Annotated in this window: 22 protein-coding genes; 8 read left to right on the forward strand and 14 right to left on the reverse strand. The window is 41.9% G+C overall.

The window, feature by feature from the left end; genetic code table 11:
* Positions 1-35 precede the first annotated feature (35 nt).
* The 7 genes from C6Y06_RS15585 to C6Y06_RS15615 all read right to left on the reverse strand — a co-directional run bounded on the left by C6Y06_RS15585 (position 36) and on the right by C6Y06_RS15615 (position 8,489).
* A complete protein-coding gene (locus tag C6Y06_RS15585) occupies positions 36-470 on the reverse strand; it encodes a hypothetical protein (RefSeq protein ID WP_034665160.1) in 435 nt (144 codons plus the stop codon).
* Between the two features lie 73 nt (positions 471-543).
* Complete coding sequence (gene treR, locus C6Y06_RS15590; RefSeq protein ID WP_034665163.1) at positions 544-1,272, reverse strand: trehalose operon repressor; 729 nt, start codon at positions 1,270-1,272, stop codon at positions 544-546.
* Between the two features lie 19 nt (positions 1,273-1,291).
* Positions 1,292-2,992 carry an alpha,alpha-phosphotrehalase gene (gene treC / locus C6Y06_RS15595; protein WP_106037181.1) on the reverse strand — a complete coding sequence of 567 codons (1,701 nt, stop codon included), beginning with the start codon at positions 2,990-2,992 and terminating at the stop codon, positions 1,292-1,294.
* Positions 2,993-3,007: 15 nt separating this feature from the next.
* On the reverse strand, positions 3,008-4,444 hold the full coding sequence (gene treP, locus C6Y06_RS15600) for a PTS system trehalose-specific EIIBC component (protein ID WP_106037182.1): 1,437 nt from the start codon (positions 4,442-4,444) through the stop codon (positions 3,008-3,010).
* A gap of 164 nt (positions 4,445-4,608) precedes the next feature.
* A complete protein-coding gene (locus C6Y06_RS15605; RefSeq protein WP_060595766.1) occupies positions 4,609-4,995 on the reverse strand; it encodes a DnaJ family domain-containing protein in 387 nt (128 codons plus the stop codon).
* Between the two features lie 79 nt (positions 4,996-5,074).
* Positions 5,075-6,799 carry a methyl-accepting chemotaxis protein gene (locus C6Y06_RS15610; protein ID WP_034665174.1) on the reverse strand — a complete coding sequence of 575 codons (1,725 nt, stop codon included), beginning with the start codon at positions 6,797-6,799 and terminating at the stop codon, positions 5,075-5,077.
* Between the two features lie 31 nt (positions 6,800-6,830).
* A complete protein-coding gene (locus C6Y06_RS15615) occupies positions 6,831-8,489 on the reverse strand; it encodes a pyridoxal phosphate-dependent decarboxylase family protein (protein ID WP_060595765.1) in 1,659 nt (552 codons plus the stop codon).
* A gap of 578 nt (positions 8,490-9,067) precedes the next feature.
* Between C6Y06_RS15615 and ltaS the strand changes: the two genes are divergently transcribed.
* Positions 9,068-11,050 carry a lipoteichoic acid synthase gene (ltaS, locus tag C6Y06_RS15625; protein ID WP_034665184.1) on the forward strand — a complete coding sequence of 661 codons (1,983 nt, stop codon included), beginning with the start codon at positions 9,068-9,070 and terminating at the stop codon, positions 11,048-11,050.
* 99 nt (positions 11,051-11,149) lie between these two features.
* On the forward strand, positions 11,150-11,737 hold the full coding sequence (locus C6Y06_RS15630) for a YjgB family protein (protein WP_060595763.1): 588 nt from the start codon (positions 11,150-11,152) through the stop codon (positions 11,735-11,737).
* 44 nt (positions 11,738-11,781) lie between these two features.
* Here C6Y06_RS15630 and C6Y06_RS15635 read toward each other — a convergent pair whose 3' ends face one another.
* Complete coding sequence (locus tag C6Y06_RS15635) at positions 11,782-12,285, reverse strand: DoxX family protein (protein WP_034665187.1); 504 nt, start codon at positions 12,283-12,285, stop codon at positions 11,782-11,784.
* A 195-nt stretch (positions 12,286-12,480) separates the two neighbouring features.
* On the opposite strand from C6Y06_RS15635, the gene C6Y06_RS15640 reads away from it, so the two are divergent.
* Positions 12,481-13,239 carry a DUF817 domain-containing protein gene (locus tag C6Y06_RS15640; protein WP_060595761.1) on the forward strand — a complete coding sequence of 253 codons (759 nt, stop codon included), beginning with the start codon at positions 12,481-12,483 and terminating at the stop codon, positions 13,237-13,239.
* 18 nt (positions 13,240-13,257) lie between these two features.
* On the opposite strand, the gene nagE is transcribed toward C6Y06_RS15640, so the two are convergent.
* The gene (gene nagE / locus C6Y06_RS15645; RefSeq protein WP_223250510.1) at positions 13,258-14,619 is read right to left on the reverse strand and encodes an N-acetylglucosamine-specific PTS transporter subunit IIBC; all 1,362 of its coding nucleotides are present in this window, start codon (positions 14,617-14,619) and stop codon (positions 13,258-13,260) included.
* Positions 14,620-14,810: 191 nt separating this feature from the next.
* Here nagE and map point away from each other — a divergent pair, with 191 nt between their 5' ends.
* From map to C6Y06_RS15655, 3 genes are all read left to right on the forward strand, one after another.
* Positions 14,811-15,560, forward strand: coding sequence for a type I methionyl aminopeptidase (map, locus tag C6Y06_RS15650; RefSeq protein WP_044139748.1), 750 nt, complete (start codon positions 14,811-14,813; stop codon positions 15,558-15,560).
* 123 nt (positions 15,561-15,683) lie between these two features.
* Positions 15,684-15,845 (forward strand): hypothetical protein, encoded by a 162-nt coding sequence (locus C6Y06_RS20350; protein ID WP_003214360.1) that lies wholly within the window; start codon positions 15,684-15,686, stop codon positions 15,843-15,845.
* A gap of 134 nt (positions 15,846-15,979) precedes the next feature.
* On the forward strand, positions 15,980-16,117 hold the full coding sequence (locus C6Y06_RS15655) for a YflJ family protein (RefSeq protein WP_003214303.1): 138 nt from the start codon (positions 15,980-15,982) through the stop codon (positions 16,115-16,117).
* Positions 16,118-16,158: 41 nt separating this feature from the next.
* Here C6Y06_RS15655 and C6Y06_RS15660 read toward each other — a convergent pair whose 3' ends face one another.
* Positions 16,159-16,809: an MOSC domain-containing protein gene (locus C6Y06_RS15660; protein WP_060595758.1), complete on the reverse strand. Its 651-nt coding sequence runs from the start codon at positions 16,807-16,809 to the stop codon at positions 16,159-16,161.
* A gap of 122 nt (positions 16,810-16,931) precedes the next feature.
* On the opposite strand from C6Y06_RS15660, the gene C6Y06_RS15665 reads away from it, so the two are divergent.
* The gene (locus C6Y06_RS15665) at positions 16,932-17,201 is read left to right on the forward strand and encodes an acylphosphatase (protein ID WP_034665208.1); all 270 of its coding nucleotides are present in this window, start codon (positions 16,932-16,934) and stop codon (positions 17,199-17,201) included.
* Between the two features lie 19 nt (positions 17,202-17,220).
* Here the strand turns inward: C6Y06_RS15665 and C6Y06_RS15670 are convergent, their stop codons facing one another.
* Positions 17,221-18,327, reverse strand: a complete 1,107-nt coding sequence (locus C6Y06_RS15670; RefSeq protein WP_066031173.1) for a nitric oxide synthase oxygenase — start codon at positions 18,325-18,327, stop codon at positions 17,221-17,223.
* 104 nt (positions 18,328-18,431) lie between these two features.
* Positions 18,432-18,989, reverse strand: coding sequence for a PadR family transcriptional regulator (locus tag C6Y06_RS15675; RefSeq protein WP_034665213.1), 558 nt, complete (start codon positions 18,987-18,989; stop codon positions 18,432-18,434).
* 112 nt (positions 18,990-19,101) lie between these two features.
* Here C6Y06_RS15675 and C6Y06_RS15680 point away from each other — a divergent pair, with 112 nt between their 5' ends.
* The gene (locus tag C6Y06_RS15680) at positions 19,102-19,587 is read left to right on the forward strand and encodes a phenolic acid decarboxylase (RefSeq protein ID WP_106037184.1); all 486 of its coding nucleotides are present in this window, start codon (positions 19,102-19,104) and stop codon (positions 19,585-19,587) included.
* A 73-nt stretch (positions 19,588-19,660) separates the two neighbouring features.
* On the opposite strand, the gene C6Y06_RS15685 is transcribed toward C6Y06_RS15680, so the two are convergent.
* Together C6Y06_RS15685 and citM are read right to left on the reverse strand one after the other, a co-directional pair.
* Entirely contained in the window at positions 19,661-21,292 is a 1,632-nt protein-coding gene (locus C6Y06_RS15685; RefSeq protein WP_106037185.1) for a M14 family metallopeptidase, read from the reverse strand.
* A gap of 179 nt (positions 21,293-21,471) precedes the next feature.
* Positions 21,472-22,770 carry an Mg(2+)/citrate complex secondary transporter CitM gene (citM, locus tag C6Y06_RS15690; protein ID WP_060595755.1) on the reverse strand — a complete coding sequence of 433 codons (1,299 nt, stop codon included), beginning with the start codon at positions 22,768-22,770 and terminating at the stop codon, positions 21,472-21,474.
* Positions 22,771-22,847 lie beyond the last annotated feature (77 nt).

The raw sequence follows: 22,847 nt of genomic DNA on the forward strand, positions 1-22,847 counted from the left end.
GCCTATGCTCTGTCCACTTTTTATGGAATAAGACATCAATCTTGAGATAAATAGATCCAATTGCGGTCGTCAAATTCTTTCACATCATCTGACCCTATATGACGAAGCATTCTATTAAAGAACATGATGTCATTTTCATCATCGACATCATATAAATCCTTTAAAACATAATCTCTTATAATAAAATTCGTTAAGTTCGTATTATTTACAAAATCAGCAAAATAATCTTCTACAAGAGTTAAATCCTCTTTACTTAATTTTTCATCATTGATAATGGAAATATGAAAAACATTCAAAATCGCTTGTATATCTTCTTCATCCATATAACATAATGGTTCTAGCTTTCTGTCTTCTTCCGTAAACGGTTTTCGCGTATCTTCAATGATGACATAACATAAAATCTGATGATCTTTCATCACGCTGAATATTTCTAAATCTCTTAATTTTAGTGGTCTATTTAATCTAATCATCTTTCCTCCTAAAAATGGTGATCTATTCGTCGTCTATCTCTCTCCTTCTCCCAAAACCTGAAATGGACAGAGCCTATGCTCTGTCCACTTTTTCTCTTCTTGCAAAATCGACGAATCTGAAGCGGTCTAATCGGTGACGGCTTTCCGTGTATTGAAATAAACTTGTATCCTCTAAGAACACGTAATTTTTCACGACGACGACATGGTCAAACCCGTTCAAATCAAGATACTTGGCGTCCTCTTCTGTACATGGCTCTACCACAAATTCCTTTTGGGCATAGCTGATTGATACACCGAGCTCTCCTTCAATATACTCGTAGATGGACCCTTCGCATATGTCCTTCGACAAGACTGACACATGCTTTTGCAAAAAGTAATCCTTGTCTAAAATCACTTCTTCTCCGCTAATATTGCGAGAGCGGATGACTTCCCAGACATCCTCCTGCCCACTTATTTTCAGCTGAGACTGAATATACTGATCCGGTTTGATTAAACCAAATTCGTGAACCGTCGTAACGGTCATTCGGCCAAGTGTTTGGGAAAGCTCTTTAAAGCTGACGAGACCCGAGACTGGGAATTGCATTTTCTCACGATTCAGCAAGACAGAGCCTTTCCCGCGGATTTTTTGGATATAGCCATTTTGCACAAGGATATTTAATGCCTTTCTCACCGTCTCACGGGACGTATCGTACATCAAGGACAGCTCATGCTCTGATGGCAGAATGCCTTTATCCTGCCAATCACCTTGTTCAATTCGTCTTGCGAGCTGATCATAAATCACTCGAAACTTATTCTCTTTCATTTTCCCTCCGCCCCATTTTCTAGCGTTTGGTTAAATGATAAACGATTGACTCATATGGACGCAACGTAAATCCCTTCATATCTGCCGGTACATCCTCATAATTGGATAACAGCACTTGCCCCTCCATCTCATCTATAGCCTGCACAAGCTCATCAGGAAGCGTAAAGTCCGTCTCTCCTGCGTAAAAGTGATTGATCACAAGAAGCTTCTCCTCATCACTTTCTCTCACATAAGCAAAAACCTTCGGGTCATCTGCTAAGAGTAAGGTGAAGCTTCCATATGTGATCACGTCAAGTTCTTTACGCAGCCTGCAAAGGGCTTGATAGTGGTAGAAAATAGATGTCTTATCTTTTAATGAAGCTTCGACCGAAATGTCGTTATTGGCTGGCTCAATCCAAGGTGTTCCTTTTGAGAAACCTGCATTCTTTTCTGAGGTCCACTGCATCGGTGTTCTCGCATTATCTCTTGACTTGACCTGTAAAATGGCGAGTGCTTCTTCCTTTGATTTCCCTTTTTCAAGCATGGCTTCATACATATTAAGTGATTCAATATCGCGGTAAGACGATATGTCCTCAAACCGAGGATTCTTCATGCCAATTTCTTCACCTTGATAAATATACGGAGTCCCTTGCATGAGATGAATGGTAGTCGCCAGCATCTTCGCTGATTGCTTATGGTACGTTTCATCATCACCGTATCTTGAGACGATACGCGGCTGATCATGATTGCACCAGAAGAGCGCATTCCAGCCGCCGCCCTCATGCATTTTCGTCTGCCATTCGGACAGAATCGACTTCAATTCCTGAAAATCAAATGGTGCGAGGGCCCATTTCTCTCCGTTTGGATAATCGACCTTTAAATGATGGAAATTAAACGTCATATCCAGCTCCTGCCGATCCGGTCTTGTATACCGAATGCAGTCTGCGATATTCGTTGAAGACATTTCCCCGACTGTCATGCTGTCATATTTCGAAAAAACCTCTTGATTCATTTCATGCAGAAACTCATGAATTCTTGGGCCATCCGTATAATACATCCGGCCGTCTCCTTGCACAGACTGTCCGGCGTCATCTAAGAAGCGTTGATCTTTCGAGATGTTGTTGATGACATCCAGCCTGAATCCATCAATTCCTTTATCAAACCAAAAATGCATGATGTCATATACTTGCCTGCGCACCTCATCCTTTTCCCAATTGAGATCCGCCTGTGTGACATCGTATAAATGAAGATAATACTCTCCCGTTGCTTCATCTAGCTCCCAGGCTGGACCGCCAAATTTTGACTGCCAATCATTCGGCGGTGATCCGTCTGCTTTAGGCTCCTTCCAAATATAATAATCTCGATAAGGATGATCCTTTGACTCGCGTGAGGCTTGAAACCACTCATGGAAAATGGATGTATGATTGACGGCTAAATCCATGATGACTCGTATGCCTCGATCATGGGCTTCTTTCAGCATGTGTTCAAAATCCGCCATTGTGCCGTACATGTCATGGATTTTTGTATAGTCACTAATATCATAGCCGTTGTCATGCTGCGGGGACTCATACATTGGCGTCAGCCAAATACAATCCGCCCCCAGCTGTTTGATATAATCAAGCTTTTTTGTCACACCATTGATATCGCCTGTACCTGAGCCCGTTGTATCTAAAAAGCTCTTCGGGTAAATTTGATAGACCACCGCTTTTTTCCACCACGGTTCGTTTGTTTGTTGTTTCAATTTCCTTCACCACCACTAGTTAAGTTCTTGTGAAATATCTTTCTTCTTTTTTAGCTTTGCATACAAAAGGGTTCCAATGAACGGGACGATGAGTACAATGACCATCCCTATCGCAAATGCGCCCCAATATTTCGGGATAATGGAGAAGATTCCTGGAATGCCTCCAACACCAACTGAGCTTGCCAGCACCCCTTGAGAGGCGATAAACATACCAGCTAAACCAGAGCTAATGAGTGCAAAAATAAATGGGAATCGATAGCGCAGGTTGACGCCAAACATCGCTGGCTCGGTAATTCCTAAGTAAGCGGAAATACTTGATGTCAGTGAGAGCCCCTTTTGCTTTTCATCTTTTAAAACAAACATCATCGCGAGTGCGGCTGATCCTTGTGCGATATTAGACAGTGCGAGCATCGGCCATAGAAACGTGCCATGCAGTTTGGAATTAATCAATTGAATATCGACAGCGAGGAACGTATGGTGCATCCCTGTAATGACTAACGCAGCATACAAACCGCCGTATAATAGACCGCCCAGTGCTGCGAACTGCTGGAATACAGCCACAAGTCCAGATGTTAAAACGTTTCCGATCGCAAATGTAACAGGTCCAATGACGATAAAGGATAAAAAGCCAATGACTAATAACGTAATCGGTGCAACCACTAACAGCTGAATGCTTTCAGGTGTCCGTTTTGTGATAAATAATTCGAGCTTCGCTAGTAAATACGAGGCAACGAGTATCGGAAGAACCTGCCCTTGATAGCCTACCTTTTGCACTTCAAGTCCAAACAAATTCCAGACAGGAATCTCACCAGATTTTTCAGCCGCTCCATAGCCCCACGCATTTAATAAGTCTGGGTGTACAAGCATCAGCCCAAGGACCATCCCTAAGAGCGGATTTCCTCCAAACCGCTTCACTGCTGACCAGCCGATTAATGCGGGCAGGAATGTGAAGGCAGTGCCTGCAATCAAGTTGATCATATTCGCTAAATCAGCCCATGCCGGATACACATCCACAATCGATTTTTGATCAAAGAAAATATCTGGAGCTGTTAAAATATTATTAATCCCCATTAATAAACCGGCTGTGACGATGGCAGGAAGAATCGGAATAAAGATATCCGCAAGCGTTTTCACAGCACGCTGCAATGGATTTAATTTTTGATCAGAGGCACGCTTAACGTCCTCTTTTGTGGCTTCCCCAATGCCTGTCTGTTTCACCATTTCGGCATATACCCGATTGACGACCCCTTGGCCGATCACAACTTGGTATTGACCGTTCGCTGAGAAAGATCCCTTCACTTCTTCTATTTGTTCAAGTGCTTTCTCGTCAACCTTTCCTTCATCTTTCAGTACAAAGCGCAGCCTTGTCACACAATGTGTCGCTTGATCAATATTTTCTTTGCCGCCGATGGCTTTCACAATCTGATCTGCTGCTGCCTGATAATCAGCCATGCTATCCCCTCCGAGATCGTTTTTTATAAGAAAAAAGAACCAAAAAACTTGTATATACATGTTTGTTTCTTATTTTATATTTGTATATACATGTAGTCAACAACAAAATGCAGCGCTTTCATAAAAAAAGCTCCCTCAATGTGCTCAGGAGAGGCAGCGTGTCATCATCTTTTTTTATGCTCCGTTAATTTTTCGTAGACCCTGTTTTTATAAAAGGAGGAGGCTGGACGGGCAAAAGTTTGACGCTTAGATGCGAGTTCATCCAGGCGTTTTTGTTTTTCTTCACATATGAGAGAAAGTTTTTTTCTTTCCTCTCCGTCTATACTGGAGTGAAGCAGCTCTTTGACGGTCATGAGTTCTTTTTTCAGTGCTGTTTCTTCCCCAGCAAAGCCAGCATTTTTCATCATCCTGTAGCCCATTCTGAGTTCTTCAGGTACATGAGCAGCATCATCTTTAGGCAGGGGTTTCCCAAAGCCAGATAATCCTTCAAAAGCCCCGTGATCCATCGCTTTTTTAATCCGTTCTTCTGATAATCTCTGCGCAAAATCCATGGCGTTTCTCCTTTCGTCTGAAACGATTTGATTAAGCATAGCAAAAAAGCTGACTCTCTCACAAGAGTCAGCTTTCTCGTTATTTATTGTCAATTTTGAAGGTAGAAACCATCTGTGCTAAGTCCTCTGACATATCAGAGAGCTGTTCAATCGCACTTGAAATTTGCTGCATGCCAGCACTTTGCTGTTCTGTTGCTGCCGCTACTTCTTGAGAGCTGGCGGCGTGTTCTTCCGATACAACCGAAATTTGTTCAATCGATGTAGAAATCGTTTGATATGCTTGCTCTACTTGCTTAATAGAAGCAAGCAAATTGTTCGTTCTTCTTGAAAACTGAGATACGCCGTCGTAAATCACAGCGAAGTTTTGTGACGTGCCTTCCATTTGTTCACGTCCTTCTTCCACTGCTTTACTGCTTTCCTCTACGCTTTCAAGAACACGCTGACTGTTTTCCTGTGTGCCGATGACGAGGTCTGAAACGGTTTTAGCCGCATCCGCTGATTGCTCAGCTAACTTACGCACCTCATCTGCCACAACAGCAAACCCTTTTCCTTCTTCTCCAACACGTGCCGCTTCAATTGAAGCATTCAGTGCAAGCAGATTCGTTTGCGCTGAAATGTCCGTAATAATCGAGATGACACTTTCAATCTCCGTTGAATGAGATTGTAATTCTTCTGCTGCCTGCTTTGAGTTGGTCATCTTGTCATGTAACATATTCAGATGCTCAAGCACATGATTCACTAGTTTTTGACCAGATTCTGACTGCTCTTGTACGTCAGATGAAACAGATTTCATTTCATCGACTTCTTTTGTGACACCTTCGATTTGAGTATCGATCTCTGCAACGGATGTTGTACAATCCGTAATATTTGCGACAGAATCATTGATTCCTTCACTCATATTCGTCATGGCTTCTGACACTTGCTGCGCACTTTGACTCGATTCATTCGTTACGGTGCGAAGCTGTGAGGACATTTTCGACACTTCACTAGATGAGTTTGAGATCTTCGCAATGAGCTCTTTGATCCGCCCCTGCATCTTTTGGAAGGATGCGGCAAGTTGACCGATCTCATCTTTACTTTCAACCTCTACCATTCCAGTTAAATCACCGTCAGCAATTCGGTTCGCTGATTCCATCAATGAACGTGCTGGTTTCGCAATTCTTCTGCCCATGATAAAGGAGAAAAACAACCCACCGATGAGCACAATAGCAGATGCAACCGTGATATAGATCGTCAGCTTCTTCGTTGTTTCAGGCACAACAGACGCATCTAAATCAATTCCTAAAATCCCTGTCAGCTCACCGCCTGAATCCTTGATTGGCAAAAAGACTGATTTATGTGTACCAAATGAGTCTTTGTAAATATCACTTTTGATCATTTTATCTTCAGAAAGTGCTTGTTTCATCTCATCTGAAAAGGCATAATCTTGATCAAAATCATTTTCTTCCCCAGTTAATATAATAATTCTTTCTTTGCCGCCTTTATTAGATAGCACGTATAAGTTCTCAAGCGTATGATCTTCTTGAAGCTCCTTGAATTTCTTTTTGACCTCCACATAAAGGGGATCATCCTTCCCGCTAATGCCAAGAACGTTTCCATCCAAATTATCGATTTCTTTCTTTGCAGTATCAATATCTGTTGTTAATCGATAATCAAATTGCTTTAATAACTGGGATGATAAATCCTGGCTGACTAGATAAAATGTTAAAACGAATAGTGCAACGGTTGCAAGTAATGTTACGACAACGACTGACATGATTTTAGAGGATATCGTGTATCCTCCAAATTTCCTTTGTTTCGCCATTTTTTCCTACATCTCCACTCTCAGATTTGATTTAAGCATGTACATGTTCAAATTGTCCACAAACAGATGCGATCACATCTTTTAAATAAGATACGATATGTGGGATATGCTCTGGTAACGTATAAGGTGAGATGACAAAAAACTTACTAACACTTAGATAGAATTCTTGTCCTTCTTTTGCATTTACAAGTAAAAACTTCGTTGTATCGCCAAAGAACATTTCGTCTCTTTTCTCTCCAAGCTTTTCAAACAGCATTTTGTTCAATTCATTGTTCCGCTCAATTTCCATTGCAGTCGCTTCGCCTGAAATTTCTTCTTGAAAGCGCGGTGAGCCGTCTAGGTAAATTCTAAATAATGTAGCCATTCCGACGTTGTCATCATTCACGACTTCTGCTTGCGGAATTTCTTGACTGAGTGCTTCTCTGAAGGCAAGGTTCACCTCTAGGAATTGACCGAGCAAGCGCTGGTAGCCTTCAATTCCAAACGTTAACAGCACACTCAGCATACTGATAGAGCTTCCCATTCTTGAGCATTCCAGTGTATAACCCGTATGGTATTCGCCGTAGCCTCTATGACCAACATATGGTGTCTCTTGTTCTTCCAGATCTAAACGCTTTAGGTCAGCAGCATTTTTCACTAAGAATAAACTAGATGTGTAAGGTGTTTGGCCGAGCTTTTGAAAGTCAAAGCACATCGTGTCAGCAAGAGAAAGATGCTGGAATTTCGCTTTGATTTCTTTTAGCATACGAAGAACACCGTCTGAGAATTGCAGCGGGTTTTCAGCTACATCATACTCATTAAAGAAAGCAAAGAATCCGCCAAGCGCTGAATCCGCATGAATATGCGGCACCTGTAGACCATACTCCTCAGCAATGGCTTCTGCTGTTTCACGTACCCCTTTTACATCATCAATTGCAATGGCATCTGTTGTTCCGGTTGTTGCGACAATATAAACGGGAATTCCGCCATTTTGTGCAACACGTTCCATTTGACAACGCAAATCTTCCATATCCATCGAATGATCTTTATTCGTCTTAATTCTGATCAAGTTGTCTGTGCCAAGTCCTGTTGCTTCCATTGACTTAAATAAGCTGTAATGTGCAGCATCAGAACAAAACGCATAAAGATTTTGCGGGACACCTTTTCGCAGTGACTCCGGCGCAACTTTTGCAATCGCTAAACGTAGTCCTGAGAAAATGGCTCCCTGACCTCCCCATGTTGTATATCCCCCGCTCACACTTGGATCATATCCGATGAGCTTAGACATCATTGAGACCACTCTGACCTCAGCTTCCGCTCCTGCTGGTCCATAAACATCCCATAGGTTGTTTCCATTTACCAGCATGGCCGTCAGCATGCCTAGAATTCCTGGTGTACTTGCCATTGGCAAAATGTTCGTGAAGAAATACTTTGTGTGGTATGGATGGTTATGTAAAAGCTTCAGTAATTCTTCATTCACAAGTTCCGCTTGTTGGCCGTTCACCGGAATTTGACTTGTTTCAGTGAGCTTTTGGTAAAAATCTTCTCCACGATTCTTTTCACCCTTTAGGTGTGCACGGTTCGGATCTTTCAGGTGATCGACCCCTGAAACAATCTGCTCCATCAATTTGATGAGTTCTTTACGCTCTGCTGCATTTCCGTCCTCACTCGGAAACCAGTTCTGAACGAGGTTCTCTGCTCGTACAGTCATATACTATCAATCCTTTCAATGGAAGATTTCCTGTCAAAGTCTATATCGACCCCAATTTAAAAGTTTATAGTCTCGAAATGTTCACTTAAGTATATTTAGATAATTTGTTCATTCATTAAAATAAATAAAACCCTTACAAAACACATCGAAAATATTATGTTGATGAAGCAAAAAAATATATTGATATATCTCATCGCAGGAAATTTCATCCATGTTCCTCCTCCATTCTTTTTCTCATTTTTTTTACTTAACCTGCATAAACATTAAGAAACACTGGAAATACTCACTAAATCATCATTGTAGAAACCAAATTAATTCTTTAGACTTGTGTCTTTTTACCCGTTTTATTGATATAACAACTGGAAAATTGCTGAATTTTCTGTTAATAATAGGATGAATTTCATAAAAAGTTTTTCGAAGAGCGAATAATTTCGTTTTCTTCCCTTTTATTGCTCGGACAGGCTGCTGACGCTCTTCTCCGGTTAACACTTTTCTATTTGAGCATTTCATGGTATATTCTAATGGTTCGTTTTCTTTCGTTCCGCCTCTTCCGTGTATCGGAGAAAAGGAGTGTTTTTATGAAAACATTTATTCAAAAACGAGGCCTCGGCTTCTTTGTTATTGCAGCCATCTTACTTTGGCTCAAAACGTATTCAGCGTATTTAATTGAATTTAAACTTGGTATATCAAATGTGCTTCAGCATATTTTGCTTTTCGTGAATCCTATTAGCTCCAGCTTGTTCTTTCTTGGCTTTGCTTTATTGTTCAAGAAAAAATGGCAGCCTGCCGCTATCATTGTGATTCATTTTTTCATGTCTTTTTTACTATACGCAAACATCGTGTACTATCGATTCTTCAATGACTTTATCACGCTGCCTACCGTGATGCAGGCAGGAACGAATGGCGGACAATTAGGTGATAGTGCATTTTCACTCATGCGTTGGACTGATATGTTTTACTTTATGGATACAATCATTTTGATCGTACTCGCAGTCCGCATGAAAAAGCAGCAGCAAACAAGTACAGCTACTGTACCTGTTCAAAAATCAAAATCGTTTAGACTCGTCCTTGTGTCCTCTGTTGTGATCTTTGTGATGAACTTAGTCGCCGCAGAGATTGATCGACCAGAGCTTTTATCAAGATCGTTTGACCGCAATTATTTAGTTAAATATTTAGGTGCTTATAACTTTACTGTGTTTGATGCCATTCAAAATGTGAAATCAAACAGCCAGCGTGCTCTGGCAAATTCAAATGACGTGACAGATGTAGAGAACTATTTAAAAGCGAACAGCGCTGATCCTAACCCGGCGTATTACGGGAAAGCGAAAGGCATGAACGTGATCACCATTTCTCTTGAATCTCTGCAAAACTTTGTCATTGATTACAAAGTAAATGGAAAAGAAGTGACGCCATTCCTTAATTCATTGGCACACGACAACCAAACGTTTTACTTTGATAACTTCTTCCATCAAACAGGACAAGGAAAGACGTCTGATGCTGAATTTATGATGGATACTGGGCTATTCCCATTATCACAGGGCTCTGTTTTTATTAACAAAGCGCAAAACACGTATCAAGCACTTCCTGGCATCTTGAAGAAGGATCAATACACGTCAGCAGAATTCCACGGCAATACGAAAACCTTTTGGAACCGTAATGAAATGTTTAAGTCGTTTGGATATGACAGATTTTACGATTCTGAGTACTACGATATGAATGAGCAAGATACGAAGAACTATGGGCTGAAAGATAAACCTTTCTTCAAAGAATCCATGCCAATGCTCGAAAACTTGAAGCAGCCGTTTTATTCGAAATTCATTACGTTATCGAACCATTTCCCATTTGGAATGGATGAAGGTGATACCGATTTCGAACCTGGTGACTTCGGAGACTCTGTCGTCAATAACTATTTCCAATCGGCTCATTATTTAGATGAAGCCATTGAACAGTTCTTCAACGACTTGAAAAAATCAGGTCTCTATGACAATACAGTCGTCATTATGTACGGAGACCATTACGGCATTTCTGAAAATCACAATGAAGCGATGGAAAAAGTGACAGGACAAAAAATCGGAGATTATGAAAATGCGCAGCTCATGCGTGTGCCGCTCTTTATTCATGTACCAGGGGTAAAAGGCGGACAGATTCATAAATACTCTGGAGAAGTCGATATCGCACCAACCCTTCTGCACCTGCTCGGCGATGATACGAAGAACTATTTAATGTCTGGTTCTGATATCTTATCGAAGAACTTCAAAGAGCTTGTGCCATTTAGAAACGGTGACTTCGTCTCTAAGGACTACACAAAAGTAGGCAATAACTATTACAGCAACAAAACAGGCGAGAAAATTGAGCCGACTGATAAAGCATCACAAGAAAATGAAACGGTGAAAAAGATGCTGGAGACATCTGATAAGATCGTCACCGAAGATTTACTCCGTTTCTACAAGCCTAAAGGCTTTACACCGATTGACCGCAATCAATATGACTATACAAAGAAAGTACAGGATGAAGAAGATTCCTCTTCCGCCAAAGATGAATCCAGCTCTTCATCAAAATAACTTTCTCATTTTAAGAACCAGCCGATCCCTGATCAGCTGGTTCTTTTCACGTTTGACCGCTATTGCACCGGGTATAGAAAGAAGAAGGAGGGATTTATCTTGAAAAAAACAACCGCTTTTGTCGTGACTGCTTCACTCGCTTCGTCCGCCCTAATTGGTTTCAGCCCTGCGGTCTCAGCACACGCCATGACCAAAACAGCAGTAGAACAATCCGTTCCTCAAGGTCCGAAAACCACATTAAACAACGTGTATGAGCTGGCACATAAAGGACAAATGCCGTACTATGCAGAAGGACTAAAAATTGGTGTTCAAACAAAAAAAGACGTTCATCATAAACTAGGAAATCCATATCCAGAAACAGGTCACAGCAGCTTTGATTTGTATCATGCTGAAATGGGGAATCCGGGATTTGCTTTTCATTATGATGCAAAAGGCAAAATTGACGAAATCCGTTATTTCGGTACAAATGTAGAAAAAGAAACAAATATCGGCGGGATGACCCCTTCCCTATTAAAGAAACAACTTGGACCAGCGGATTCGGTCAGCACCATCCCTCAGACAAAAGAGAAAAAATACGTGTATCGAACTGGAGATTATGAGCTTGAATTTATCGTCGGCCATGACCCAGATATAAATCAGCATAAACTCACCGTCCTGCATATTAACCTGATGAAAGCCGATTCCTAAATAAAAAAGCATCCTGAGCAGAAGCTGAGGATGCTTTTTCTTTATTATGAAGCCACTTCTAAATGCGGCTTTCTTTTCATTGTTCGTTTCAAGACTGGACCTGCGACATAATCAAGTCCAAATTTGCCTGCATTCCCTTTCGCTGCCATGATGACGATGGCAATGAGCAAGAGAAGCGGGTTGACAGAGACGGTACCAGCTAGTAAGAAAGAGACATTCATCACGCTTCCGAAAAAGGCTGCGGTTGTTGTGAACAATCCAACGATTAATCCTAGACCTACTAAGATTTCTCCCCACATGACCATGGCACTGAATAGTCCCGCATTCGGCAAAGCGACATTTTCTAAAAACCATACATAGAACGGATACACTAGATGGCCATCTTTGACAACAGGTTCAGCTATCGCAAATTGTAAATATCCTGATGCATCGAATCCGCCTGTTAGTTTTCCTATACCAGATGTCAGCCAAGTCCATCCGATATAAAGTCTTGCTGCCAAAAGGATAACCGCTGCCCATACATTCGTTTGTAAGAATTTTGTAAACATGATGATGCCTCCTTTTAATTTATGTGAAATATTTCACATTCTCTTTATGATCTTATTATACTATGCCATTTCTAATTTGTGATCTTTTTCACATATATATTCACAAATTGTTCATGAATATCTAGTTGAGGTAAACTTTTCCCTTGCTAAAACCGTCTAAGTCATTTCAGACAATAAGAAGGGGTTTAACTTTGTATGAAAACATTATTCCATTTTGCTTACTTACAGGCGATGTCGTGTCTATTCCCTGTCATGATCTTTGCGGCGCTTGCCCTATCAAAGATGGTGGCTATTCCTTTTCTTCACCGGTATGATTTCATTCTACTGCTTTGCCTCCTGGCACAGATTCTCATGCTGACGCTTCGGCTGGAGACATTGAATGAACTGAAGGTGATTTGTCTATTTCACCTCATTGGAATTGGCTTAGAAATGTATAAAGTACATATGGGTTCTTGGTCCTATCCTGAAGAAGCTTATACGAAGGTCTTTGGGGTTCCGCTCTATAGCGGGTTTATGTATGCGAGTGTAGCAAGCTATATTTATCAGGCACTGTCCCGGCTTCAAGTGCAGATGGGTTCATGGCCCCATCCGTTTTTTTCAATCGGGATCAGTTTGTGCATTTATCTCAATTTCTTTACGCATCATTGGTTCTATGATCTCAGGTGGTGGCTGACATTGCTGCTTGTTGTCGTGTTTCGAAAAACGTCCGTCTCGTTTCAGGTTGGCTCTTCTACCTTTCGAATGCCGCTTGTCGTCTCATTTCTGCTGATTGGTTTCTTCATTTGGATTGCCGAAAATGTCACCACCTTTTTAGGAGCATGGCAATATCCAAATCAACAGCACGCTTGGTCTCTCGTACATCTTGGGAAAATCAGTTCTTGGTTTTTACTTGTTGTCATCAGTATTGTGCTGGTGATCGAACAGCGCAAACAAAAAAACGTTCAGCCCATTTGACCTGGCTGAACGCTTTTTTCAATCTCGATCGACTTCCTTGCGGAGATCATCTGCGACAAATTCTACATTCGTTCCAATGATGATTTGTACGGAGGTTTTCCCTGAAGTCAGTACCCCTTTGGCACCTGCTTTTTTCAATGTGCCTTCATTTAATAAATGTGTATCTTCTACTGTTAAACGTAGACGAGTGGCACAATGATCAATCGTGGTGATATTGTCTTTGCCGCCAAGTCCCTCTACAAGCATACTCGCACCTGCCGTCTTCGTATCATCGGCTGCAATATCTTCAATGTCATCATCTTCCCTGCCTGGTGTTTTGAGCTTTAACAGTTTAATGAGGAAATAGAAAACGACAAAGTACACAATGCCATAAAGCACCCCAACTCCGAGCAGCATGAGTGGTTTTTGTGCGATGCCAAAGCTTAAAACGTAATCAATCGCTCCTGCTGAAAAGGCGAAGCCGCTATGAATTCCAATGGTGTTCACAATAAAGAGCGAAAGACCTGTTAGCACAGCATGGACACCATATAAGAGTGGAGATAAAAACATAAATGAAAATTCAATTGGTTCAGTGATCCCTGTAATAAATGACGTAAGCGCCATCCCAATCATCAAGCCAGCTGTAGCTTTTCGCTTTTCAGGCTTTGCGGTCACAACCATGGCTAGACATGCCGCTGGCAGACCGAACATCATCACTGGGAAGAACCCGGTCATAAAGACACCCGCACTTGGATCTCCTTTAAAGAATCGCGCTAAATCCCCTGTTGCCCCGCTGAATTCCCCGAATTGAAACCAAAATAAGTTATTCAGCACATGATGAAGCCCTAATGGAATGAGCAATCGGTTAAAGAAACCAAACAGCCCTGCACCCGTCGCACCAAGACTTAAAATCCATTCCCCTAAACCATTGATCCCGCTTTGAATCGGAGGCCAGACATATCCGAAAACGGCTGCTAATAGAATGGTGAAAAGTGCGGTCATAATCGGCACAAGCCGTCTTCCGCTAAAGAACCCTAAGTATTCCGGCAGTTTTGTATCCTTGAAGCGATTGTACACATACCCTGCCAATAGCCCGCATAAAATACCGCCCAATACCCCCATATTGTTCGTTGAGTTAATCGACGTTGTACCAGCTGATAAAATAAAATAAGAGATCGCACCTGATAATGCCGCTGCCCCATTACCATCCTTTGCAATGCCGATCGCTATACCCATTGCAAAAATTAAAGCCAAGTTTGCAAAAATAGCATTCCCTGCCGCATGAATAAACGGGATATCGAATACATCCTCCCGCCCAATAGCCAAAATAATCCCTGCTGCCGGAAGCACAGCGATTGGAAGCATAAATGATTTGCCTAGCTTTTGAAAAAACTGAAACACCATTTGCCTTCTCCCCCTTTGTCTTCATCATGACCAAACGTTCATGATGTTCATAAAAAATATATCATATGCACATCTAGTTATCTATACCAATTTGTCCACATTCATTTGACATTCCGCTCTTTACTCTTTTCGCGTAAAATGTGGTAAGCTATTGAATAGAATGAAGTTATAGAAAGCGGGAATGAACAGTGATTGTCAAACATGATCATGAGTTAGAAGCCTTAAAAAAAGTCGGTCGAATTGTCGCTTTGGCAAGAGAAGAAATGAAAAGCCAAGCGAAACCAGGCATGTCTACAAAAGAATTAGATTTGATTGGAAAAAAAATATTAGAAGAGCATGGGGCCAATTCGGCGCCTGAAAAGGAATATGACTTCCCTGGGACGACTTGTATCAGCGTGAACGATGAAGTTGCACACGGTATTCCAAGTGAAAAAACCATTTTACAAGAAGGCGACCTCATCAATATTGATATCTCAGCAGAGCTGGACGGCTATTATTCCGATACCGGCATTTCATTCGTATTAGGTACAGGTGATGCTCGTCTTGAAGCATTATGCCAGTGTGCAGAGGATGCGTTCCTCGAAGGATTAAAGCATGCAAAGGCCGGTAAAAGACAAAATCAAATTGGCCGTGCAGTCTACAATACAGCCAAAGAACAAGGATTTACCGTCATTAAAAACCTAACAGGACATGGCATCGGGAAAAGTCTGCATGAAGCACCCAACCATATTTTGAACTATTATGATCCATTCGATAATGCTTTGTTTAAGAATGGCACAGTGATCGCCTTCGAACCTTTTATTTCAACAAATGCTGAATCGATTTATCAGACTGATGACGGCTGGACATTTAAAACACCAGATAAAAGCCTAGTGGCACAGATTGAACATACTATTGTGATCACAAAAGACGAACCCATTATTTTAACGAAGCTGTAAGCCAGCAGGTCCCCTTCTTCACTGGAGAGGTTTTTTTCGTTTCCCTTTCACGAATCTGTCACGACTAAACAAAAATGCCTGTGGTAAAATAGGCAAAGATATGCGAAAGGGGTCTTATTTGATATGTGGTTCATCATCATAGGAGTTATCTTTTTGATAGAAAGTATCATCTTAACGGTTGTAGGTATTAAGAAAAAACAATCCATGATGACTTATCTTGGTATTGTCATCATGATTATGACGGTCGGCATGATCATCGTTACCCTCAACCCGCCAAATTCATAAATGATTATTTCCAGCATATACATGGATCATAGGCAGATAGAATCAGTTTTCATTTCTTAACCCCTGCACACTTTTCACGTCCTTTTTTGAGATGTTACAATGCAGGCAGTTTCAATTGAAAGGAGTTTTCTATCATGCATTATGGTAGCAAAGGCTGGTATGTCGAAGAATTAAAGAAGCTTGGTGTGACCAAGCATGAAGGAAGAAAGCTTCAAAGCTTAAAAACATATTTCCTTGCAAATCTTCTTGAGCAAAAGAAACCTAGCTCATAAACGCTTAAAGCCGTACATCAGTATAAGATGTACGGCTTTTTTTAAATGTGCTGAACTCGTTTTTCTAAAGACTTCCTCACCACATCTGCTAAGGCATCTACTTCAAGAACGGCTTTCAGCCTCTCTGGACTTGTTTGACGATATTTGACTTCGTTCACTTCATGGACTGTAATGTGATGGGGCGCTTTTTCTACTAATACAAGAGAACCATCAGGCGGCACTATGCCTTCTTTCAGCACCCGTAAATAAAAGCCGGTATACCCCGTTTGCTGTACTTCCTTGACAAGCTTCATGTTAGCGTGCTTAAAAGATAGTTTCACACACGGCTGTCTTGGCTGGCTCACTTCAACAAGTGCTTCTCCAAGTTGAAAGACATCGCCAATACGCACCTTCGTCTCGACTAGCTTGCGCACTGTCAGATTTTCGCCAAACGCAGCTTCCTGTAATGTAACCCCTAAAAATTGCTCGAAGTAAGCATAATGATCATATGGAAAGACGCAGACTGCTTTATCATATCCTCCATGATGAACCAAATCACCTTGGCCATCTCCCTCAAAATTGACCTTACTCAAATACACAGGCTCATGAATACGCTTTTTGTTGATGGCTGTTTTGATTTCTTTTCCGTTCGCATAGGTCGTGATGGGTTGTCCTACTTGGATTCCTACTATGTCATATCTCTTCTGTCCCACGATGACCATCTCCTTTGGTTGTCTCATGCCTATTATTTTACATCGTTAGACAATTAAATCATAGTCGATGCGTGAAGGTCAGTTACATGCTATGGTACGATGAGAAAAAAGGAGAGATGACATTGATTCATTATCATGCCATTGTCGCAGGACGGGTGCAGGGAGTCGGTTTTCGCTATTTTGTTCAAGGAGAAGCCGTCAATCGCGGGATGAAAGGCTGGGTACGCAACACAGATGAAGGTCATGTCGAGTTAAAGGTAGAGGGTGAGCAGCAAAAGGTGCTTGATTTCTTAAAGACCGTTCGAAAAGGAAGCCCTTTTTCAAAGGTCACAGATATGCAGATGGAGCCGCTCACTGAGTTAGCTCATTATAAGGATTTTCGAATAAGGTAATCAAAAAACCTAGCTCTCGCTAGGCTTTTTCTGTCCCATGGTAGGGCTTTTCCTGATAAAAATAATTCGGCTTCACAATGGTATTGTCGTAATGCTTGTGGAAGATGTGGGTAGCAGCTGGTGATACTGGCGGAATCAGCCATGTCCAGTCCCCAGTCAGCTTGCGGTCAGCCTTTTCTTCCTGCTTTTCAAACTGTTTGAATTGATGTGCTGCTGTATGGTGATCAACAATGGTCACCCCTGCTTCTCGGTAAGAATGGAGAACCGCCACATTCAACTCAACAATGGCTTTGTCCTTCCAAAGCGACGCATTCTTTGTCGTGTCCATTCCTAAAATAGAAGCAACTTTTTTCAACATATTGTAGCGATTTTCATCGGCTAGGTTACGTGCGCCAATTTCTGTACCCATATACCATCCGTTAAACGGTGCCGCATTGTAATGAATACCGCCAATCTCTAATTTCATATCAGCAATAATCGGAACGGCGTACCATTTCAATCCTAAATCACGAAATCCTTCATATTCAGGATGGGTAATCTCGACTTCTTGGACGATTTCTTTCGGAAGCTCATACAGAACTGGCGGCTGATCCTTTAGCTGAAACATGAGAGGCAGTATATCAAAATGCGTGCCTTCCCCTTTCCAGCCATGGGCTTCACACAACGTTGTTAATTCAAGAGATGCCTCGTCGCCGATGATGCCATACTCCGTCTCATAGCCTGCATAACGAACGAGCTGATGATTATAAATGACGACTTCCTTTTGCGAATGATTTTCTGGAGGAAAGATCGTAATGGATGGTTTGATTTTCCCACCATTTGTCGCATACTCAATATGATGAAAGAGTGCCTCTTTCACCTCTTCTTCTGTCTTCACATGCCGGCAGTCGTGAACTTGCAGGGTTGACCAAAACAAACGGCCAATGCAGCGGTTGCTGTTGCGCCACGCCATTTTCGCCCCGTGCGCCAATTCCTCTTGTGTGTGAGTATACATCCCTTCAGAGTCAATTTCTTGTTTTATTTCATGCAGACGTGCTGCTTTCTCTTCATTTGACTTGCTTAATTCTTCATAGCATAAAGAAATAAAAGCTTCTGCTTCATTCCACAACGCTTCTTGATTACTCAAACATACTCGCCTCACTTTAATACGAATATATCCATTGTAGCGGTTTCTATTAATAAATTCACTGGTTTCAAACCATTTTTTATCATATCATCCGACCATTGTCCTTAGAGCGCGGATGAATCAATCCGTTTAAGGGTCTGCTCGAGCCAGCGGACATAGCCTTTTTCTCTTTCAATTGCCCTTGTCAGCACTAAGTAATGCCCAAATTGCGCTGAATGAAGCGATTCAGCGGCAGGGTCTTCCTCCGTTAAAGCGTGCAGCTTCTGTTCTAGCATGTCTATTTTTTTGGTGCGCTCTAGCAGTTGATGTGTAAACAAGTCAGCCGCTTCTTTGTTGTCCATGGAAGAGATGAAAAATGTTTTGAGCATGAATTCATCCTTTGTTGTTTCTGGTATCGGGTCTTTTGTCCTTAACCACTGATGCAATTCTGCTTTCCCTGCCTCTGTGATTTGATAGACCTTCTTCTCCAGCTTCTTTCCTTGTATACGAATATCAAATTCAATAAACCCTTCTTCTGTGAGACGCTTCAGCTCAGGGTAAATTTGGCTGTGCTTCGCGCTCCAAAACTGTCCAAGGGAATCCTTAAAATGTTTGGTTATATCATATCCCGTCAGCTCACACTGATCTAGTAAACCAAGAATGGCATATTTTAAAACTCTCATAATGTGCCTCCAACGCTTATTCTTTGACAATATTATACCATAGACTTTAAAATAAACATGTAAATCATGACATGTTTGAAATAACATCATTCTAATGAAAGAAGGAATAAACATGGATCAATTCGTTGGACTTCATATGATTTATACGTATGAAAATGGCTGGGAATATGAGATTTACATTAAAAACGATCACACCATTGATTACCGCATTCATAGCGGAATGGTTGGAGGCCGCTGGGTCCGTGATCAAGAAGTGAATATTGTGAAGCTGACAAAAGGCGTTTACAAAGTTTCTTGGACAGAACCAACTGGGACAGACGTCTCTCTGAACTTTATGCCTGAAGAAAAACGCATGCATGGCGTCATCTTCTTCCCAAAATGGGTGCATGAACGTCCAGATATCACAGTTTGCTATCAAAATGACTATATCGATCTCATGAAAGAATCTCGTGAAAAATACGAAACCTATCCAAAATATGTTGTTCCAGAATTTGCGGACATTACGTATATCCATCATGCAGGTGTAAATGACGAAACCATTATCGCCGAAGCACCATATGAAGGCATGGCTGATGAAATACGAGCTGGACGAAAATAAAAAAGCAGCACGCACTGTGCCGCTTCTAGATTGTAGACAAAGGGCTAAAATGATGTTTATTTTAGCCCTTTTTTTATTTAATGCCTAACGTCTTTTGAGATAGCAAGAACCGGTACACTGGCAGTTCATCGCCCACTTTTGAAGCAATAAACCCAGATGACATATAGCTGTCTTTTGATTCTGGTTCAAGGGCAAGTGACAATAAATTCGTTTGCGGCTGCGCCGTGATATATACCTTTGTCCCTTTTGGCAGCTGACGTTTCTTTTGGGTGAGTTTTGTTTCAAGCTGAATATCTGTTTTGCTCTTTTCGTCTCGTTTTGTTACTTGATAGGCTTGTACCGGTACTTTCACGCCGACAGGCAATGTGACACTTTTTAACCCTAAAGTTTTCAGCTTCCGTTCTACCCCTTCATGCCCAGGTAAAACGAGATAAGCTGTCGGTCGTTCTCTCGACATGACAGGAACAGCATCGCTCGCACTGTGAAAGCGTACAGGGACATTGATGGTCTGTCCTTTTTCAATATCCACCATTTCAAGCGAATCATCCACAGGCGCTTTGAAATCATCTTGAATAACCACTTGATCGTCATCATTTGATTGAAGTCCTTTTTTCACTAGCTTCAGTCGCTCCGTCACCATTTGCTGCTTCACCTGCTTAGCATGCTTCACCGTTGTTTCAATGATTTTTTCATGTGTGGTGACTTGTGCTGCGACGCGGCGGGTAAAATCCTCTCTTCCAATTCCAATCCCTCTGCTTTCTACAAGAAAGGATAGCGCTGGCGAGAGCGCCAAGGCATTTCGGCCAATTCGTGCATCCGTTCCGCCTTCATAGAGATCGATCTTTCCATCCTTTCCTCTTGTGCTTGTATAATATAAATCATTCGAAAATCCTTGATTTGTCAGCGTTTCACGGACGCCGCTCACATATAATTCATTTGACGTGAGCCGGATGCTTTCTGGAATATTCAAGTTCTTGCCTGATAATATCAGTAAATCGTGATATTTGAGGGCACCCGCTGAGCCGATATCATCAAACTGCTTTTGTCCCACATCGTATTCATGGGCATCAATGACTACTTCTGGTGCATACCGATTAAATTCTTGATGCAGGGCTGTGAGCTCTGGAGATTCTAATGTCATATGATCACGGTTTCCATCCGTTCCGTTTGCAAGCCTGCGGTCAAACGCATAAGAACCATCAGGATTGATTCTCGGGACAATGATCATATTCACATGATTGAGTATACGCTCTCCTTGTTCACCTGCTAATCGTTTTGCGATGACGAGAGCAGATTCACCGGAGGCTGGTTCATTTCCGTGTATTTGTGCTTGAAGCCAGATCGTTGGCTTTTTTGAAAGTGGAGAGATATGACGATCCTTTGTAAAGTAGAGAGCTGAAATGGACCGTCCTTCAATGGATGTTCCAATCTGTTTCTGCGTAGCGTAAGGACTTTTGCGGACAATATCACGTAAGAATTCTTGAAGCTCTTCTTGTGTCGTAAAGGCTTCTCCTTTTTTCTGAAAGGCAGGGGTGTCGAACGTCTCGTCAGGTTCAGGGTATAGCTTCTTCACTGAGGCCGGCTGTTCATAACTCTTTCCAAAATAAGGGGTATCTGCATGAGCTGAAGCTGGGCTCACCATCGACAAACTTCCTGCTATGAGGCATACAGCAGTAAAAAGAATCGTGCCTTTTCGGTTGGACATGCTATCCTCTCCCTTCGTTGATTTGCATTATAAAGAAAAAAACAGTAAAAGTGTCAGTATTTTTCAAAAATATATCTTTTGGAGGAACAAGAGTGTCTTTGTATAGGGCAAACGAATCGAGCCTGCTCGGCAATATGACCTAAAAAAAGTGCCTGCTCAAGTAGCAGACACTCTTTTATTTACCAAATGGAGATGGCCCCAATAAGTATCGACATGACCGTCATGGTGACGACTGCAAGTACAGCCCATTTCATGCCAAACTTCTGATGCTGATCCAGTGATACCCCAACAAGTCCAACAAGTAAATGAGTCGATGGAACAAGTGGGCTTAGCATATGAATCGGCTGACCAATAATAGAAGCTCTCGCGATTTCGATTTTATCAACACCGTATGCTGCCGCTGTTTCTGATAGGATCGGCAGGACCCCATAAAAGTATGCATCATTCGGCATAAAGAACGTAAATATCCCGCTCGTTAACGCAACAATGACTGGAATGAAGCCGCCAAGCTGCTCTGGAATGGCAGATACAATCGAAATCGCCATTTCATCGACCATTTTCGTTCCAGTTAAGATGCCTGTAAAAACCCCTGCCGCAAAAATCATGGAAGCAATGGCTAAGACGTTGGTTGAATGAGCCGCAATCCGTTCACGCTGCTGTTCAAGGTTCGGATAGTTCACGATAATCGCCACACAGAAAGCAAGAACAAATAGAACCGTTAAGCTGACTTTTCCTGAGACAAGAAGGAGCACCAATAACAACGTAAGCGTCAAGTTAAACCACCAAAGTTTCGGCCGCTTGATGTCATCCTGTAGTGCCGCTGCCATTTCATTTGCATGAATCGGCTGGTCGAGCTCAATGACACCAAGACGTTTTCTTTCAGACTTCCCAAGAAAGTATGCCACCACAATCATGCTCAAAACCCCTGCACCAATGACTGGAATCATCGGGCCAAATAAAAGTGAAGGATCAACGCCAAGTGCACTCGCCGCTCTAGGTGTGGCACCTCCCCATGGAATCGTATTCATAATCCCCATGCCAACTCCGGCAATCCCCGCTAAAATAATCGGACGGATGCCAAGCAGCGTAAATAACGGAAGCATCGCTGTTGTTGTAATCATGTACGTTGTTGTCCCGTCACCATCAAGTGCAACAAGCATGGTCAGGACAGCTGTTCCGACGACAATTTTTAATGGATCACCTTTGACAATGTTTAAAATTTTCGCCACCATTGGATCAAATAAACCAGCATCAATCATAATGCCAAAGTACAAAATCGCAAACATAATCATGACCGCTGTCGGCGCGACTTGCTGCACACCTTTGACAATCATGTCTGAAATTTCAGTAAAATGAAAACCTGCAATAAGAGCAAATGCAATTGGTGTTAACACCAATGCCGTTAAAACAGACATACGTTTCGTCATAATCAAAACCATAAATACAACCATCATAAGAAATCCTAAGATTGCTAACACTTTGTTCACCCCTTATGTTGTATACGCTTTCATTAAATGTTGGTATCCCATTTCCAACCCTTTCTGTCATGATATCT

The organism is Bacillus sp. MZGC1 (assembly GCF_002998605.1).
In the GTDB taxonomy this organism is placed as follows: Bacteria; Bacillota; Bacilli; order Bacillales; family Bacillaceae; genus Bacillus.

What these genes read in the sequence shown, in the direction of transcription:
- ltaS (WP_034665184.1), top strand. Translation starts at nt 9,068, where the DNA reads ATGAAAACATTTATTCAAAAACGAGGCCTCGGCTTCTTTGTTATTGCA.
- C6Y06_RS15685 (WP_106037185.1), bottom strand. Translation starts at nt 21,292, where the DNA reads ATGTCCAACCGAAAAGGCACGATTCTTTTTACTGCTGTATGCCTCATA.
- C6Y06_RS15680 (WP_106037184.1), top strand. Translation starts at nt 19,102, where the DNA reads ATGGATCAATTCGTTGGACTTCATATGATTTATACGTATGAAAATGGC.
- C6Y06_RS15605 (WP_060595766.1), bottom strand. Translation starts at nt 4,995, where the DNA reads ATGGATTTTGCGCAGAGATTATCAGAAGAACGGATTAAAAAAGCGATG.
- C6Y06_RS15640 (WP_060595761.1), top strand. Translation starts at nt 12,481, where the DNA reads ATGAAAACATTATTCCATTTTGCTTACTTACAGGCGATGTCGTGTCTA.
- C6Y06_RS20350 (WP_003214360.1), top strand. Translation starts at nt 15,684, where the DNA reads ATGTGGTTCATCATCATAGGAGTTATCTTTTTGATAGAAAGTATCATC.
- C6Y06_RS15610 (WP_034665174.1), bottom strand. Translation starts at nt 6,799, where the DNA reads ATGGCGAAACAAAGGAAATTTGGAGGATACACGATATCCTCTAAAATC.
- C6Y06_RS15615 (WP_060595765.1), bottom strand. Translation starts at nt 8,489, where the DNA reads ATGACTGTACGAGCAGAGAACCTCGTTCAGAACTGGTTTCCGAGTGAG.
- C6Y06_RS15585 (WP_034665160.1), bottom strand. Translation starts at nt 470, where the DNA reads ATGATTAGATTAAATAGACCACTAAAATTAAGAGATTTAGAAATATTC.
- C6Y06_RS15675 (WP_034665213.1), bottom strand. Translation starts at nt 18,989, where the DNA reads ATGAGAGTTTTAAAATATGCCATTCTTGGTTTACTAGATCAGTGTGAG.
- treP (WP_106037182.1), bottom strand. Translation starts at nt 4,444, where the DNA reads ATGGCTGATTATCAGGCAGCAGCAGATCAGATTGTGAAAGCCATCGGC.
- treR (WP_034665163.1), bottom strand. Translation starts at nt 1,272, where the DNA reads ATGAAAGAGAATAAGTTTCGAGTGATTTATGATCAGCTCGCAAGACGA.
- C6Y06_RS15655 (WP_003214303.1), top strand. Translation starts at nt 15,980, where the DNA reads ATGCATTATGGTAGCAAAGGCTGGTATGTCGAAGAATTAAAGAAGCTT.
- C6Y06_RS15635 (WP_034665187.1), bottom strand. Translation starts at nt 12,285, where the DNA reads ATGTTTACAAAATTCTTACAAACGAATGTATGGGCAGCGGTTATCCTT.